The following is a 16,160-nucleotide window of genomic DNA, read 5'->3' on the forward strand; positions in this document are numbered from 1 at the left end:
CCCTGCGGCGTGATGTCAGCGCCACCTCGCGTCGCCTTGTACGATAGAGAAAGTAAGTTTCACCCGGGAGCCGCCGCGGCTACGCGAGCCGCGCTTGCCGCCCCGCGGAGGATGATAGGCAGTCATGAGTGTTTGTGTTCTTGTTCCCGCCGGAGCCGGGCCGGCTTTAGCGCGCGCCCTCCCCTACCGTGTTGCGGAGCTCATTGCGGGCCAGCCCGCCCCGCGCGCGGATCTCACCGCGGGAGAAACGGTGACTGCAGTGGTCACCACTCCCGGTGCTGTTACAAAAACAGCTCTCGCTCAGCTCCTTGCCACCCCGGGGCGCAATACCGCGTGGTGTGCCTCGCTTGCTGACAAACCGAACACATCCGAATCTCGCGGTGTCCTCGCCGCCCCCGCCCCGGTCTACACTTTTGATTCGCGGGCGCTCCACCTGTGCGGCGGCCTCGATACCGCCTTCTCGCTTCCGGCCCTGGCCGTCGATGCCCAGTGGCGCCTGAGTGCCGCCGGAGTACCCGGTGAGCTGCGCACTACCGCGCTCCTCGAAGCCGGAACCCCCGATCTCGATACCGTGGAGTACCTGCGTATCCTCACGAAGAATCTTTCCCCGGCCTACCAGCTGGAATTCCTCACCCCGCTTGTCACCGCCCTTATCGATCACCCGCTCCGCAGCTCCGGGGTGGATACCGCCGCCCTGGATCTTGCCCGCCGCCCCGGGAACGATGCCGAGCCCTTACTTCACGTCCCCTCCACCACCTTCAGCGGCGCCCAGGTAGTACGCGACTGGAGCGCCTCCCTGGCCGGCTTAGAAAGCCGGAATGAAGCGGCTCTTGCCGCTGCCCGTATCCCGGATCGCCGCCTGCCCCATATGGCCGAGTTCCTTGACCGGGTCTGGGCTAGCGCCGGGATCCCCACCTCCGAACGGGATTTCCTGGAAACGGCTTTCGCGGATATCCGCCGCGATCATGAGCCGAGTATCGCTTTCGCGGTGGCCGGTTCCGATACCGCGGCCCGTGCCCGTTTCTCCCGGATCGCCGCTGACATTCCCGAACCGCTCTACCTGTGGGATCCGGAAAGCAAAGAGCTGAGCGAGCGCAGCGCCGATCCCACCGCGCCCTTCCAAGCGGCCCGTCGCACTCTTGCCAGCGCCGTCGAAACAATCGCGGTGACCTATATTCTCAATCTTCCGGCCCGTGCCGTTCCGTGGAGCGGGAACCACGGGGTGGTCATTGCCGATGTCGCCACCGCGAATCTCACCGCGATGGTCCGCACCGATTGGGTGGGGGTCACCGGTACGGAAAGCGTGGGCGCGAACGCTAGCGTCCTCAACGAAACGCTCAGTGTTGCGGACCGCGTTATTACCGCGGATACCGCCCAGCGTGATTTTGTGCTCGGGGCTCTGTCCGGGAACTATCGCTTGGATCAGAATACGTACGACGACGATCACTCTCTCACCAGCCTCGTCGCTCAGGAAAACGGCGGTATTGCAGCGGCTCTCGCCGCGCTGCGCTCCCCCATCCACGCCTATGAACGGGTGGAAACCACCCAATTGTACGAGGAGCCCGGCAAGCCCGGTGCCCGCAAGCATCCCCACCTACGCCGCGCGTTGCGCGGCCTGGCCAGCACTCTCAAGGGAGAACGCAAGTGACCTCTGTTTCCGTTATTCTTGTCAATTTCCGCGGGGCGGAGGATACGATTGCCGCCGCGCACTACCTGCGTGAATGTGATTGGCCGGCGCAGGATCTGGAGATCGTCGTCGTCGATAATAATTCCGGGGATGGTTCTTTCGAGCGCCTGCGCGCCGAGCTGCCTGACTGCCAGGTCCTGCAATCGGGTGCCAACCTGGGCTTCACCGGGGGCTGTAATTTTGGGGTGGAGCATTCCCGCGGGGATATCGTAGCTTTCCTCAATAATGATGCCCGGCCCGGTAAGAAGTGGATTCGTGCCGCGGTGGAGGCGATTGCGGCGGACCCGAAGGTGGGCTGCGTGGCCTCCAAGGTGCTCACCTGGGAGGGCGACAGAATCGATTTCGTCGATTCCTCGATGACGTGGTTCGGGATGGGCTACAAGCGCGAGGCAGAGCGTGAAGATACCGGCGCCTGGGATACCCCGAAGAATGTGCTCTTCCCCACCGGGGCCGCGATGTTTGTGCCGCGCCGCGTTTTTGAGGAACTGGGCGGTTTCGATGACCGCTACTTCATGTTCTACGAGGATGCCGATTTCGGCTGGCGCGCCAACCTCGCCGGATACGATGTGCGCTACGTGCCCGAGTCGGTGGCCTACCACCGCCACCACGTCACCATGAAGAAGTTCGGGAATTTCCGGGAAACGTACTTCCTGGAACGCAATGCGCTGGCTTGCCTGTACAAGAATCTCGGCGATGATCTGCTCCGCACTGTTTTCGCTCCCGCCCTTGCTTTCGCCCTGGAGCGCAGCGCGGAACGCAGCGAGGTGGAGGAGCGCCGCGGCCCCGATTCTTACCGCGCAGCTGAGGGCACCATTACGAAAATGGCGGCCACCGCGCCCTACGCGGTCTCGTATTTCCGCGATATTTTGCCTTCCCTCGTGGAATCGCGCCGGGAAATCCAGGCCGGGCGCCAGAAGTCCGATGCGGAGATTATTACCCTCATGCGTAATGCCATGGAGCCGGCCTATCCGCTGCCGCGTTACCTGGACCTCCACGAGGTGCTGGCGCGTTTCTTCGGGATCGCGAAGCGTTTTTCCGGGCAGGCGAAGGTGCTGGTGGTAACCGGTGAACCCATCGGGGAGAAAATGGCCGGGCCGGCCATCCGCGCCTGGGAAATGTGCACTCGCCTGGCACTCGAGCACCCGGTGCGGTTGTGTTCCACGGCCGGCGTGGGAAAGGTCGCACCCCAAGCTTTCGAGATCCACAATGGCGATACCGATACCCTGCGCGCCTGCACCGACTGGGCGGATGTCATTATCTTCCAGGGTTTCCTACTGGAAAGCGCCCCGTGGCTCATGAGCTCGGAAAAGATCATCGTGGCCGATATCTACGATCCCATGCACCTCGAGCAGCTCGAACAGGCCCGCGACCAGGGCCCGGAGGGCCGCGAACGCTCCATTACCGGGGTAACCGGCGTACTCAACCGGCAGCTGGCCCGCGCCGATAAATTCCTGTGTGCCTCGGATAAACAGCGCAACTTCTGGCTCGGGCAACTGGCGAGCATGGGCCGCATCAACCGTAATGTTTTGCCCGACGACGCGGATGTGCGCAGTCTCGTCGATATTGCGCCTTTCGGTCTGGGTGAAGAAGCACCCCGGCAAACCGAACACGCCATCCGCGGGAAGGTTCCCGGTATCGGCATGGATGACAAGGTCATCCTGTGGGGCGGCGGGGTCTACAACTGGTTCGACCCGCTCTCCCTCATCCGCGCGGTCGCCCAGCTTTCCCGCACCCACCCGGATGTGCGGCTCTATTTCTTAGGTATGAAACACCCCAATCCCGGGGTGCCGGCCATGCGAGTGGCCTCCGAAGCGGTGGCGTTGGCCGATGAGCTAGGCCTGATGAATACCCACGTTTTCTTCAACCACGACTGGGTTCCCTACCACGAACGCCAGAACTACCTGCTGGACGCAAACGTGGGGGTCTCCACCCATTTCGAGCACGTGGAAACCCAATTCTCTTTCCGCACCCGTATCCTCGATTACCTATGGGCGGGACTGCCGATCGTGGCGACCAGCGGGGATTCTTTCGGGAATGCCCTCGATAGCGAAGGTATCGGCATTGCGGTGCCCCCGCGCGATGTGGAGGCCCTGGCCGCAGCGCTTGAAACACTGCTATACGACGACGCCGCAGCGGCCCGCGCGCGTGCGAATATTGCCGGTTTCGCCCAGCAATTCCACTGGGATCGGGCGCTCGCCCCGCTGCTGGAGTTCTGCCGGCAGCCGCGCCGGGCCGCTGATCTGGCTTTCCGCACCGGCGACGATGTACCCGGAACGATGCTTGGCTTTATCGACCCGGGTTTCAACCCGGTGCGTGATCTCAAACTCGTGGTGGATTACCTGCGCACCGGCGGCCCGAAGGTGCTGGCCTCCAAGGTGAAGTCCCGGCTGCGCAAGTACATCTAGTACACCGCCCACCTGCGGCAGGTGCACGGATGCCCGCGGACGCTCTTGGCGTTCCGCGGGCATCACCGTACCGGCAGCATTGTGAGCAAGCTGCTACGTTTCCACGACGCGCTGCGGCGCCGCACTACGTTGCCGAGGGAATAATGAGGGCGTAGCCGTACATGCACGCGGTCAGCAGCGCCAGGCCCCAGGCCACGGAGTGGCGCAGCTTGATCCAGGCCGCCGCCGCGCAGAAGAGCGGGATAAGGACCATCCCGTAGCGGTGCTGCATAAGGGTGAGGGAGCCAGAAAGGATATTGAAACCGAGCACCACCCCCGGAGCGATACCAAGGAAGGAAACCGCGGCTGCCTGGCTAAAACGCTGTTCCAGGGTGGAGTGACGTTCCAGGATCCACGCCACGCACACGATGGCGGTAATTCCCAGCCAGAGCGCCAGGCTCGCGAAAGGAGATTTCGGGTATTGCTGGGCCGTCCCACCAATACCAGCGAAAATAATTTGAAGCGCATCATCGGTCATATAGGGAAGCTGACGCACATCGAGCACCCCGGTAGGATCCACCACAATATCCGGGCGCGCCACCGTAATGAAAGGGCGAATAACTAGCCAGGCCCCACCGGCCACCGCGGAAACCGACCCGAGAGCACCAATTTCCCACCAGCGTGGCAAGCTAGCAGGATCAGCAGCAGCCTTCTTCCCCCAACCGTGCCCGGGCCGTATCCGGTACCACACCAGGAAGATCAGGACAGCCACCACCGCGAAAATATTTTGCATTTTCACCACGCAGGCCACCGCGGCAATAAGGAGCAGCCAACCGAGAGACCATTGCCGGCGCGCGTAGAAAATACTTCCGAAAATAATGAGGGTGCCCACCAGGAGATTGAGCGCATCCGGGGTGATATAGCAATTCGTGGTTCGGAAAGTCGGCATCGAGGTGATGAGGAGCGGTACCGTAAGTGCCATCGCCCAGGTGGCACCAATACGGCGCATCCCCCAGGCAAGGACCGTCATCCCCAGCACCAACCAGAGCACGCTGGTGAGGCGAGCGCTGCCCAGCAAGCCCATCCCGAGCATCATAAACGGCTTAGCCAGCCACGCGGTCAGGAAGTAGTAGACCGGGGAATGCACCCCGGCGGTGGTGTAGCCGGCGAAGGGGAGCTTATCCTCGGGGAAATCTCCCCCGCACACCCCGATGGTTGCCGAGCTGACCGGGTTGGAACCGAAACCGAGGCAGGCCAGCACCTCACGGGCATAGGAATCCGTGGTCATCCCATCGCGTACTACAATCCCGCGCCCGGCTTTATCCACCGCGTCGAGGTAGACGTATTCATCGAAAGGAGAAAGGTGTGGATTGGTGGTGATGAAATGAAGATTGAGTGCCCCTCCCAGAATCCCGAAGAACACCAGGACGGCTAACCACACCACCCAGGGGCGCCCGGCGCTGATTCTGCGCAGCCGCGATACCAGAGCCGCCCGATGCTTAGAGTGCTGAGAAGACGAATCGGCCTGGGGCGTCCGAACATCTACGTGCGTGGCTGCAACCATGAATTTCCTTGAGATGGACAACGTTTCACTTGCCGCGTTATCTTATCGCGAAGTACCACCCCTCATATAGGGCACACAGCACGAGCGCTCGTTCAAGCCCGGGCTTAAATGGCCTAAAATCAAAGAATGACTTCTGAGCAAGACAGGCCTCTACGTCTCGTCGTCCTCATTCCGGCGTGGAATGAAGAAGAGGCGCTGCCGGCGGTTCTCACCGAATTACGCCAGGCAGCTCCGCACGCATCCCTCGTGGTCATCAACGATTGTTCCCGGGATGCTACCGCGCAGGTGGCCGCGGCCGGTGGCGCAACTGTCCTCAATTTGCCCATTAACCTCGGGGTGGGCGGGGCCATGCGCACTGGCTACCTGTATGCCTGGCGCCACGGTTTTGACCGTGCCGTGCAGGTAGATGCCGATGGCCAGCACCGCCCCGAAGATATCGCCCGCCTCCTCGAACAGATGGATACCACCGGTGCCGATATCGTTATCGGGGCGCGTTTTGCAGAACGTGGCTCCTATCGGGTGCGCGGACCACGCGCCTGGGCCATGCGATTCCTCTCCAAGGTGCTCTCCCGCGTGCACCACACCCGGCTTACAGATACCACCTCCGGCTTCAAGCTCACGAACCGGAAAGCCATCGGGGTACTCGCCGACGAACTCCCGGCCGAATACCTGGGCGATACCATCGAAGCGCTTATTATCGCCAGCAAAGCTGGGCTGCGTGTCACCCAGGTGGGAGTGGAGATGCGCGAGCGGCAGGGCGGCACTCCCTCCCATAACCCACTCAAGGCCGCACGCCTGCTGCTGCGCGGTATTATCGCCATGGCGGTAGCCTCTACCCGCCCCGCCCAAAAAGATCTTGACGGAACCGAAGGAAGGCAATAACGTGCTCTACCGCCTCTTGCCGATCGCCGCGAGCATCATCTTCCTCGTCTACCTGTTTATCTTGCTGCGTTCCCGGCGGATGAAACAAACCTACGTGTATATCTGGTTCCTTATTGGCATCGGCCTGCTCGTGATTTCGATCTGGCCCCAGGTTGTTTTCCTCGTTTCCCAAGCCCTCGGTTTCAAACGCGCCTCCAATATGATTCTGGTGATCGCGTGCGTCGTGCTGCTCATGGTGACGATCCAGCTCTCTACCGCCGTCTCCCGGTTAGAAGAAGACCGGCGGCGTTTGGCTGAAGAAATAGCTTTGCTACGCGCGGAACGCGCGGCGCCCCCAGCCGAGGCGTAAACTTCATGTGCATCAAATAAAGGAAGGACTTCCATGCGCATTCTTGTCACCGGTGGTGCCGGTTTTATTGGGGCGGCGATGTCAACGTACCTCGCCGACCATCACGAGCAGGTTATCGCTTTCGATAATCTGCATCCGCAGATCCACCCGGATCATCAGCCCACGGCCGGCTTCGATAAGCGCGTGGAGCTCTACGAGGCCGATGTGACCGATCCGGCCGCCTGGGATGCCCTGCTGGAGCGCTTCACCCCGGATGTTGTTGTCCATCTGGCGGCAGAAACCGGGACCGGGCAGTCCCTGACCGAATCCACCCGGCACGCCTCCGTGAACGTGGTGGGCACCACCACGATGCTTGATGCGTTCGCGCGCCACCAGGTTATCCCGCAGCGCATTGTTCTTGCCTCCTCGCGCGCGGTCTACGGCGAAGGTGCCTGGCGGCACACGTCCGGGGAGCACGCCGGTGAGCTGTTCTACCCCGGTTCACGTACCGTGGCCATGTTTGAACAAGAAGAATGGGATTTCCCGGAGGCCGAGCCGGTGGCCATGAATGCCGCCCTGGTGGAGCCCCATCCTTCCTCGGTGTATGCGGTTACCAAGATTGCCCAGGAACAGCTCCTGCGCATGTGGGGCGATGCTTTCGGCTGTGAGATCGGGATTGTGCGCCTGCAAAACGTGTACGGCCCGGGCCAAACGCCCTCCAATCCCTACACCGGAATCATGTCCCTCTTCTGCCGGGTTGCCTACAATAAACAGCAAATTTCCGTGTATGAAGACGGCCTTATCCGCCGCGATTTCATCATTATTGATGATGTGGCCCGCGCCCTCATTAAGATGATTGAAATTGAGAAATGCCCGGGTGTTTCCGTAGATATCGGAGCGGGCCACTACACCACTATCCTCGAAGCCGCCCAGATTATCGCGAAGATTTACGGGGCTCCCGAACCGAAGATCACCGGCCAGTGGCGCCACGGCGACGTACGCCACGCCTGGGCAGATCCGGAGCCAGCCCGCGAGCTCCTCGGATTCGAGGCCGAAGTGGACGTGGAGGAAGGCTTCACGCGCCTTGCTTCCTGGATTAACACCCAGACCCAGTATCTCTAAACCCGATAACCGCAGCGCGGCGTGCGGCGACGACCCGGCAACTGCGGCGTCGTCGCTCCGCCGCGATGGGACCACGCGAAGGAACGTATGCGCACATGGCTTGACCCCCGCAATAACTCGCTGAATCTGATTCGGCTGGTCTTTGCGCTGATGGTACTTTTCCACCACGTGGGGCCGGTAACCCAGCTCGTCGGGGAGTTCGAGATCACACCCGGTGAATCTGTGGGCGCCTGGGCTGTTTTCGGTTTCTTTATGATTTCCGGGTATCTCATTACCGCTGCGCGCCTGCGTTCGGATGTGGGGCGCTACCTCAAGAACCGCGTGGTCCGGATTTTCCCGGCTTTTCTGTTTATCAATGTGGTGACAGCTTTCCTCCTCGCGCCGTTTGTCTATCTGCTCGATCATGGCACCCTGGACGGCTACCTCACCACCGGCCCCACTCCCATCAGCTATATCCTGGGCAATTTCTTCCTCTACATGAACCAGTGGGGCATCGCGGATACCCTCCACAATGTTCCCTATCCCATCGCCTGGAACGGCTCGCTGTGGTCGCTCTACTACGAGTTCGTGTGCTACCTCATCGTGGGCGCGCTGCTCACCATCCCCTTCTTCAAGCGGCATATCTGGCCCACGGCCGTGATTTTCCTGGGCACCTGCGCACTGCGGGTCTTCCTCCCCACTGCCACCGTGTACCTGGGCACGATGAACGGCACCCTCGACCAGCTCTCGCGCTTGCTACCGTTCTTCTTCGGTGGCTCCCTGCTCTTCCTGGCCAAAGACCGCCTCAGCCTCACCACCTGGGGTGCGCTGGGTGCAACGGTTGCGGCCGTGGCGATCATGGTGGTGGCCCCGCATTCCGGGCCGCAGATTTCCGCGCCGCTGCTCACCTACCTGCTGCTGTGGATCGGGCAGACACTCCCCTCCCCGCGGCTCTTCCAAGTCCACGATTTCAGCTACGGCATCTACATTTGGGGATTCCCACTCACCCAGCTACTCACCCGCCTCGGGCTGGCAGCCGCAGCCCCCTACCTCGTTTTCTGCGCGGTTCTTTTCGTGCTCACCGCCCTGGGCGCGGCATTCTCCTGGTTCCTGGTGGAACGGCCGGCCATGCGGGCTTCGCGCGGCAAAAAGAATCCCTTCGGGGAGTTGCGCGCGCCGGCGCGCTAGTGGGCGCGAATACGCGCGCTGCGGGGCGTGCGTCGTCGTACCAAGAACGACGACGCCGGGCCTACTTGCCTACCAGGTGCCGCAGCAGGGTACGTACCCCGGTAGCGCTGCGTTCCTTGAGGGCCCGCGGCAGCAAAGTGGCGGCGTAAAGGCGCGAGGTGGCGTGCAGCTGGGCCGCCCGCTGGGCCTTCGTCCAGCCGCGCTTTTTCATGTCCGCGGCCGCGAGCGCAAAATAGCGCCGTTCCCCGGCGAAGCGGGTACCGTCCAGAAGCTTGGAGGCGGAGGCGGAAGAATCGTGGCGGCGGTATCGGAAGCACACCGTCGGCTCTACCAGCAGGGAGGCGCCGGCAGCCAGCATATCGACAACGATGGCGAGATCCTGGATGAGGGGGAAGCCGGGGCGGAAGGGAGTGGCGCGAATAGTCTCGGTACGGAAAACGAGCGAGGGCCAATAGAGCCAGTCCCCGGTGAGGAGTACCGCGGCCGCACCTTCCCCGGAAATAACGTTACCCATACGTGTGGAGCGCTTGCGCAGGGAGGTTTTGATACGGTCCCCGAGGGGCGAAATAACGGTGCCCTGCGCGTCAATGGGGCGCACCCCGGGCTGAATAATATCGATGGTGGGATGGGCGGCAATAGCGGCCTGGATGGTGGACACAAAATTCGGTTCCATCATGTCATCGCAGCCCATGAACATCATGTATTCCGCGGTGGCGAGCTTCAGGCAGGTCTCGTAGTTTTCGGTAATGCCCCGGTTCGTTTCGTTACGAATATAGGTGACGCGCTCATCATGTAGCTTGGCAAAATACTCCGGCACGCTCTCATCGGGATAGCAATCATCCACCACGGTGAGCTTCCACTCATCACTATCCTGGGCCAGGACCGATTCCACTGTTTGGAAGAGGTAGTCCGGGTTCCCCCAGAAGGGCAGCATGATATCGAGGCGCATCGGGCATGATCCTTTCTATGGCGAAGCCGCTTTCTGTTTCGCCGCCATCTGTACTAGCGCCTATTATGGCACGGGCGCACCCTATACTTAAGAAATCCTGCGAAGAGAAAGGCCATCCGTGATGTCCACCGCCGCTGGCCAGAACTCAGAAACTGCCGGGGCTGCCCTGCCGGTTGCCCTCGGCGGTGCTTCCGGAGCACTCTCCGGTTTCTTTATTACGGTGGTGAGTGCGCGTTCGCTCTCCCCTACCGATAACACCCTATTTTTGACGTTCTGGGCTGCCCTGTTCGCCATTATTGCGATTGTGGCGGGTCTCCAAAATGAGGTGACACGGGCGGTGCGCCGGGACCGGGTTGAGAGCTGTGAACGTGCCGAAAATCGTGACCGCGTAGAAAGCCGCACGGGCGTGGATTCCACGGCCGCAGCTTCGTGCTACCGCACCTCGCCGGTTCTTATCTGCGCGGGGGTAGGTGTATGTGCCGCACTCCTGGTGCTCGTCGTGACTCCGCTGTGGCTGCGGGTATTTCACGGGTTTTCCGGGCGCGCGCTCCTTATCGCTTTTATTGCACTAGGGGTAGTCCTCAATAGCGTGCATTTAGGGCTCCTCGGAGTTTTCGCGGGGCGCGGGAAGTGGAAAATTTTCGGTACTCTCACCTCGCTGGAGCCGGCCCTGCGTTTCCTCTTTATTGCGGTAGCCGGATATCTCAGTCTCACCCTCCACTTCTACGCCCTCGCCTGCGTGCTGGCCTGCGGTACCTGGTTGCTGCTCAGCGCTGCGCCGGGCGTGCGAGCTTTGGCACGCACCCGCATTAATATCGCGCCGCGGGGCTTGGTGCGCCGCCTCCTACTGGCCATGATCGCCACCGGGGCAAGCGCGCTCCTCATTAACGGTTTTCCGCTCCTTATGAGCCTGACCACCGAACCTGCGGTGTTCTCTCAGGCCGCTCCGCTGATCCAAGCGGTCTCCGTGACCCGCGCGCCCCTCATGCTTCCCCTCGTAGCTTTCCAGTCCATGGTGATCACGGTTTTCGTCCAGCACCCCGAGCGCACTCGCGGCTATTTACTGCGCCTGGCCTTTATTGTGGGAGGAATTGGCGGGATTGGTGCCCTGGCCGCTGCCGCGTGCGGCCCATGGCTCATGGCGGTTATCTTCGGGCCGGCTTATGCAAATACTCCCCTTACTTTGGGATTACTGGTTCTTGCCGCAGCCTGCCTGGCTCTTCTTACCTTGACCGGAGCGGTGGCACTAGCCGCCGATCACCACCGCCTCAATATTCTGGGATGGTGCGCGGCCCTGCTGGTCTCCGTCGCCCTGATGCTCCTCCCGCTCTCCCTGGAAACACGCACAGTTGCCTCCCTGGTGGTGGGCCCGCTGCTAGGGAGCATCTGCCATATCCTCGGCCTGGTACATCACACTCGATAACACCGTATCGCACCCGATAGCGCCCGAGATACGTGGGGACCTTCGGGGCCGTGGGGGATGCACCGGGACTGCGCGCGGGTACCATGGAGACTACGTGAGCTGACCTAGGAGGAATCATGGCACGGGTATCCGTTATCACTCCCGCCTACCGCGGTGAGGACACTATTCGGCGCGCGGTTGTATCGGTCCTGGGCCAAACCATGCCCGATGTGGAGCTCATCGTTGTGGATGATCACTCCCCCGATAACACTGCCGGCGTGCTGCGCGACCTGGAAAAAGAACTTGCCGATGCCCGTCTCACCGTGATCTACCACGAGAACAATACCGGGGTATCCGGGGCCCGGAATTCCGCCCTTGAGCGCGCGTCCGGGGACTATATCGCTTTCCTTGACGGGGACGATTACTGGGAACCCACCTATCTGGAACGGATGCTGCATGAAGTGGAGAACGCGCCCGGTACCGATGTGGTGTGCTGCGGACGCACCATCCACCTCTCCAATGGCCAGACGCGCACCGAACACTCCCGTTTCCTCGGCACCCTGGCAGGCCCGGATGCGGTACGTGCCTTCCTCACCGATAACCTCACCCCGTTCCTCTGGGATAAACTTTTCGCCGCCGCCACGTTCCAGAACTTGCGTTTCCCGGAGCATATTCACCGCGGGGAGGATCAGGTTGTTGCCGCGATAGCGCTTTCCCGGGCCCGGCAGGTCACCTCGATTCCCGATGCCCTGGCCAATTACGTGGTGGGCACCCAATCCCTCACCTGGGGTCGCGTTCCCGATCCGCAGGAATATGAGGATGCCGCACGTTTCCTTGCCGAACAGCTCGGGCCGGAATGGATGGCAGAACCGGAGAATCTTTCCGCTTTTTTGGTGTACCGCACCCTCGCCATGATGATTTTGGCGCAATCGGCCATGCGTTCGGAGAAGGACACCGCGGATATTGTGCGCGCGGCACGGCATGCTATTAGCTTGCCCATGCTGCGCGCTACCGCGCAGGCCCGCCCGCAGCTGGCAGCCGGAGCCGCCCTGCTGCGCACCTGCCCGGCGCTCTACCGCAAGATCTACCTGCGCTACGTGCGCAGCACCTACGCCATCGCGGATTAGGAACGGATGAAAAGCGGTTTGCAACGGACTAGCAGCGGCGCTTAGAAAGCCCAGCGCCACCCCGATCCCGGCACTCCCCAGGGGTTGTAGACCAGGTAGCCGTGCTCCAAGGAGGTTTCCAGGACCACCTTACCGGCCGCGCTTTCCCCCGGGTTGATAAAGGGGGTGACCCGCTCCGCGGTGGAATAACACCCGTAAGATGGCACCGTGTGGCTATCTTCCTGGATATTTCCCTCCAAGTCCGTGAGATAAAAAGCATCCCGATCCAGGGTGAGGAAGGGAGCATCCGGGTCGTAGGCGTCATAATCAGCTGCCATCTGCGCGCTGAGATCAACCACGAGGAACGTGCCGTTCTTGGGAGTGAAAACAGCTGGCTCCGCGATGCGCGAGGGGCACTCCTGTGCCCGGGTAATATCCGTGACTGTCAGAGTGAATGCCGCCCGAGTGGCGCCGTCGACCGAAAGACCTACCGGCACTCCAAGCTCAGCTTCCACATCCCCGCTGGGCGCAACCGTAACCGGGCGGCCGCCTTCCGAACCGGCCGTGACCGCGGCACGTTCCTGCATGGTCCCGGTGCCGTTCCCGCTGGCTGCTCCGCCGCCGGGAGCCGCGCTCGCCACCGGAATCGGGGTGACCGGATCTGGATCACCCACCGCGGTGCTCGCGCAGCCACCTAGTGCCATAATCCCGGCTAGGCTCAGCCCCGCGAGTACGCTTCCCACGGTCCACCGACTCACGCGGGTTCCCCGCCCGAACGAGGGCGCGGGTTGTGAGAGTGCAGCCTGTGTGGTGTGACTACTGTGCATCATCTCGTTATTTTTCCTTTTTCTCGCCACGCGTTCTTAGAAGCGGTGGAAATCACCGTGGGGTACCACGTAGCCCCAGCGCCGCGCGAAATCCTGCCGCCATTTTGTTGCCACGTACATCCACGCCGGCCCGTCCACCGTGGTGACGAGGTCACGCGTGTAATTCATATAGGCAGGGTTCTTACCCGGAACATAACCTTCCCAATCATCCATTTGCGCCACTTTGGCGTCATAATTCCACGGCCCATACTGCAGGAGGTCACCGCGTAGCCCGCGCGGGCCGGGAAGAGCCCAGGGCCACGGGTTCCACCGCGGGCCGGTGATCCACAGTTCATAATCCGGCACGGAGCTTTCTTTGATACCGGAATAATCATTAACAACGTAGGCAGCTTCTTCCCCCTGGCGTAGCGTTCCATAGACCAGAATGGGGTAACCGCCGGAATTGGGACCAAGGTTGGGCGGGCGTTGGCTATTGGGAGCCTGCGGTACGTAATCGCGGCGTACCGCCAGAGTATCCACCCCGTCCCGATCCCAATCGCCCACCAGAACGGTATCCCCGTGCCGCCCGTACGAGAATTCCGTGGAAGCATCCCCACCGGAAACAGTGGAATTATTGACGTAGTACATATTGCCGCGGCGCACCGCGAAACTATCGATACCATCGCCATCCCAGTCACCGACCAGAACGGTATCCCCGTGGCGCCCGAAGGAGAAAACCGTGAAATTCTCATCATCGTCGAGCACATTGCTGACGTAGAACATATTGCCGCGCCGAATAGCGAGGGTATCGGTGCCGTCGCCATTCCAATCCCCCGCGATCACTTCATCATCGGGCTGACCGAAGGTAAAAGTATGTTCCCCGCCTCCGGTGGTGAGCTCATTGCGCACGAAATACGTATTACCGCGACGAATAAGAACCGTATCGCCCACGACCGCATCCCAATTGCCGATAAGGAATTGATCGGTGGGCAGCCCGAATTTAAAGTGGATATCCGCGTCCCCGGACACGAAGCTGTTTTTCATATAGAAATCGGAGCCGCGGTTCACGCCGAGGGTGTCTCGGCCATCGCCATTCCAATCCCCGGAAAACACCACATCCGTATGCCTCCCGTACGACATCTCCACATCGGCCGGACCCGAGGTGAGAGAGTTTTTGAAGAAATAGTAGTTCCCGGCACCCTCGTCCAGAGCGGGCGCACCCTGCGCTGCCGGCATGAGCCCCAGCAAGGTAGCAATCAGTGACAGCACTGCGGTGACACCAATGAACCCGGTGGCGCGGGTACGCGTGCGCGAATACCTCTCCAAAAGAACCTCCTCGGGTTGTTCGCGCCCCGGAGTGGTGCAGGATCCAGGCCGCGGTGCGTGGACGGATAGCTCCAGCTTAAACCCTTCGCGCGTCACAATAGTAGTGCTTGCCGGTGTCGCACCCCCGTTGAAAATGTGGGCACGGCGCGATGAGCTGACTCTTCACCCCGCAGTTCCGGGTAGAATTAGCCAGGAACTGACCCACGAAAGGAATAATATGCGTGTCCTGGTTACCGGCGGTGCCGGATTTATTGGCGCGAATTTCGTTCACCAAACTGTCGAGGATTATCCTGATGCCGAAGTTGTCGTCCTGGATAAACTCACGTACGCGGGTAATCCCAAGTCCATTGAGGGCCTGGACCGCGTCACCCTGGTCCAGGGCGATATTGCGGATATGGATACCGTTGATCCCCTGGTCAAAGACTGCGATCTGGTGGTGAATTTCGCGGCGGAATCCCATAACGATAACTCGCTCGTTGATCCCTCCCCCTTCATCCGCTCCAACCTGGTGGGTACCTACACAATTCTGGAAGCGGTACGGCGCCACGGGGTACGCCTCCACCATATTTCCACCGACGAAGTATACGGGGACCTGGAGATTGACGAACCGCGCCGCTTCCAGGATGGCGATCCCTATATCGCGTCCTCCCCGTATTCGGCTTCCAAGGCCGGCTCGGACCTGCTGGTACGCGCCTGGGTGCGTTCTTTCGGGGTGGAAGCCACCATCTCCAATTGCTCGAATAACTACGGCCCCTATCAGCACGTGGAGAAGTTCATTCCGCGTACCGTTACCAACCTTCTGGATGGCATCCGCCCGCGGATCTACGGCACCGGTCTCCAGGTGCGCGATTGGATTCACGTACGCGATCACAACGTGGCGGTATGGGAGATCATCAATAAGGGCCGGATCGGGGAAACCTACCTCATCGGCGCGGATGGCGAAAAGAATAACCTTGAGGTCGTCAAGATGATTCTCCAGGAGTTCGGCCGCGAACCCGATGACTTCGATCATGTGAATGACCGCCCGGGCCACGATCAGCGCTACGCCATTGATAATTCCAAGCTGGTGGAGGAAACCGGCTGGCAGCCCAAGTTCAAGGACTTCGCGGCGGGTCTGCATGACACCGTGGAATGGTACAAGGCCAATGAAGAGTGGTGGCGCCCGCAGAAGGAAGCCGTGGAGGCCAAGTACGCCAAGACCGGCCACTAAAGCGCCGCGTTTCGGTCCATCGGGCACTGCCCTGGCGTACCCGCAACGCATCGCCCTTATCGCTGCCCCGCTCGCACTTCTCCGGCAGGCACCTTGAGTGCCACCGGGATCGCGAGCGGGGTAGCGCTGTTCGTGGAAGCCTGTCCTCGGTCTTCTTCTCCGTGTCCCACCGGCCCGCCGCGCAGCGGGCCGGCTATACTGAACGCAACCCAAGAGCTAGGAGCATC

General features: G+C 61.4%; 13 protein-coding genes. 9 read left to right on the forward strand and 4 right to left on the reverse strand.

Annotated features, from left to right (window positions below; translation table 11 throughout):
• The first annotated feature begins 124 nt into the window (after positions 1-124).
• Complete coding sequence (locus ACTFPK_RS07495; RefSeq protein WP_320757778.1) at positions 125-1,648, forward strand: hypothetical protein; 1,524 nt, start codon at positions 125-127, stop codon at positions 1,646-1,648.
• On the forward strand, positions 1,645-4,092 hold the full coding sequence (locus tag ACTFPK_RS07500; protein ID WP_320757777.1) for a glycosyltransferase: 2,448 nt from the start codon (positions 1,645-1,647) through the stop codon (positions 4,090-4,092). Before ACTFPK_RS07495 ends, ACTFPK_RS07500 begins: the two co-directional genes overlap by 4 nt.
• Before the next feature lie 124 nt (positions 4,093-4,216).
• On the opposite strand, the gene ACTFPK_RS07505 is transcribed toward ACTFPK_RS07500, so the two are convergent.
• Positions 4,217-5,635: a glycosyltransferase family 39 protein gene (locus tag ACTFPK_RS07505; protein ID WP_320757776.1), complete on the reverse strand. Its 1,419-nt coding sequence runs from the start codon at positions 5,633-5,635 to the stop codon at positions 4,217-4,219.
• A gap of 126 nt (positions 5,636-5,761) precedes the next feature.
• On the opposite strand from ACTFPK_RS07505, the gene ACTFPK_RS07510 reads away from it, so the two are divergent.
• The 4 genes from ACTFPK_RS07510 (at position 5,762) to ACTFPK_RS07525 (ending at position 9,134) form a co-directional block, all read left to right on the forward strand.
• Positions 5,762-6,517, forward strand: coding sequence for a glycosyltransferase family 2 protein (locus ACTFPK_RS07510; protein ID WP_439911396.1), 756 nt, complete (start codon positions 5,762-5,764; stop codon positions 6,515-6,517).
• Positions 6,492-6,866, forward strand: coding sequence for a DUF2304 domain-containing protein (locus tag ACTFPK_RS07515; protein WP_231366720.1), 375 nt, complete (start codon positions 6,492-6,494; stop codon positions 6,864-6,866). The genes ACTFPK_RS07510 and ACTFPK_RS07515 overlap by 26 nt, the downstream gene beginning before the upstream one ends.
• Positions 6,867-6,899: 33 nt before the next feature.
• The gene (locus tag ACTFPK_RS07520) at positions 6,900-7,967 is read left to right on the forward strand and encodes an NAD-dependent epimerase/dehydratase family protein (RefSeq protein ID WP_016443159.1); all 1,068 of its coding nucleotides are present in this window, start codon (positions 6,900-6,902) and stop codon (positions 7,965-7,967) included.
• Between the two features lie 87 nt (positions 7,968-8,054).
• Complete coding sequence (locus ACTFPK_RS07525) at positions 8,055-9,134, forward strand: acyltransferase family protein (RefSeq protein WP_320757774.1); 1,080 nt, start codon at positions 8,055-8,057, stop codon at positions 9,132-9,134.
• A gap of 61 nt (positions 9,135-9,195) precedes the next feature.
• On the opposite strand, the gene ACTFPK_RS07530 is transcribed toward ACTFPK_RS07525, so the two are convergent.
• Positions 9,196-10,083: a glycosyltransferase family 2 protein gene (locus ACTFPK_RS07530; RefSeq protein WP_320757773.1), complete on the reverse strand. Its 888-nt coding sequence runs from the start codon at positions 10,081-10,083 to the stop codon at positions 9,196-9,198.
• Between the two features lie 118 nt (positions 10,084-10,201).
• Here ACTFPK_RS07530 and ACTFPK_RS07535 point away from each other — a divergent pair, with 118 nt between their 5' ends.
• Complete coding sequence (locus tag ACTFPK_RS07535) at positions 10,202-11,506, forward strand: hypothetical protein (protein WP_439911397.1); 1,305 nt, start codon at positions 10,202-10,204, stop codon at positions 11,504-11,506.
• Between the two features lie 116 nt (positions 11,507-11,622).
• Positions 11,623-12,612 carry a glycosyltransferase family 2 protein gene (locus ACTFPK_RS07540; RefSeq protein WP_320757771.1) on the forward strand — a complete coding sequence of 330 codons (990 nt, stop codon included), beginning with the start codon at positions 11,623-11,625 and terminating at the stop codon, positions 12,610-12,612.
• Between the two features lie 41 nt (positions 12,613-12,653).
• Here the strand turns inward: ACTFPK_RS07540 and ACTFPK_RS07545 are convergent, their stop codons facing one another.
• Positions 12,654-13,349 (reverse strand): hypothetical protein, encoded by a 696-nt coding sequence (locus ACTFPK_RS07545; RefSeq protein WP_320757770.1) that lies wholly within the window; start codon positions 13,347-13,349, stop codon positions 12,654-12,656.
• A gap of 105 nt (positions 13,350-13,454) precedes the next feature.
• The gene (locus ACTFPK_RS07550; protein WP_320757769.1) at positions 13,455-14,723 is read right to left on the reverse strand and encodes a gamma-glutamylcyclotransferase family protein; all 1,269 of its coding nucleotides are present in this window, start codon (positions 14,721-14,723) and stop codon (positions 13,455-13,457) included.
• A 217-nt stretch (positions 14,724-14,940) separates the two neighbouring features.
• Here ACTFPK_RS07550 and rfbB point away from each other — a divergent pair, with 217 nt between their 5' ends.
• Entirely contained in the window at positions 14,941-15,933 is a 993-nt protein-coding gene (rfbB, locus tag ACTFPK_RS07555; RefSeq protein ID WP_016443166.1) for a dTDP-glucose 4,6-dehydratase, read from the forward strand.
• Positions 15,934-16,160: the final 227 nt, after the last annotated feature.

The sequence above is a fragment of the Actinotignum sp. UMB0459 genome (assembly GCF_051905915.1).
GTDB classification, from domain to species: domain Bacteria; phylum Actinomycetota; class Actinomycetes; order Actinomycetales; family Actinomycetaceae; genus Actinotignum; species Actinotignum sanguinis.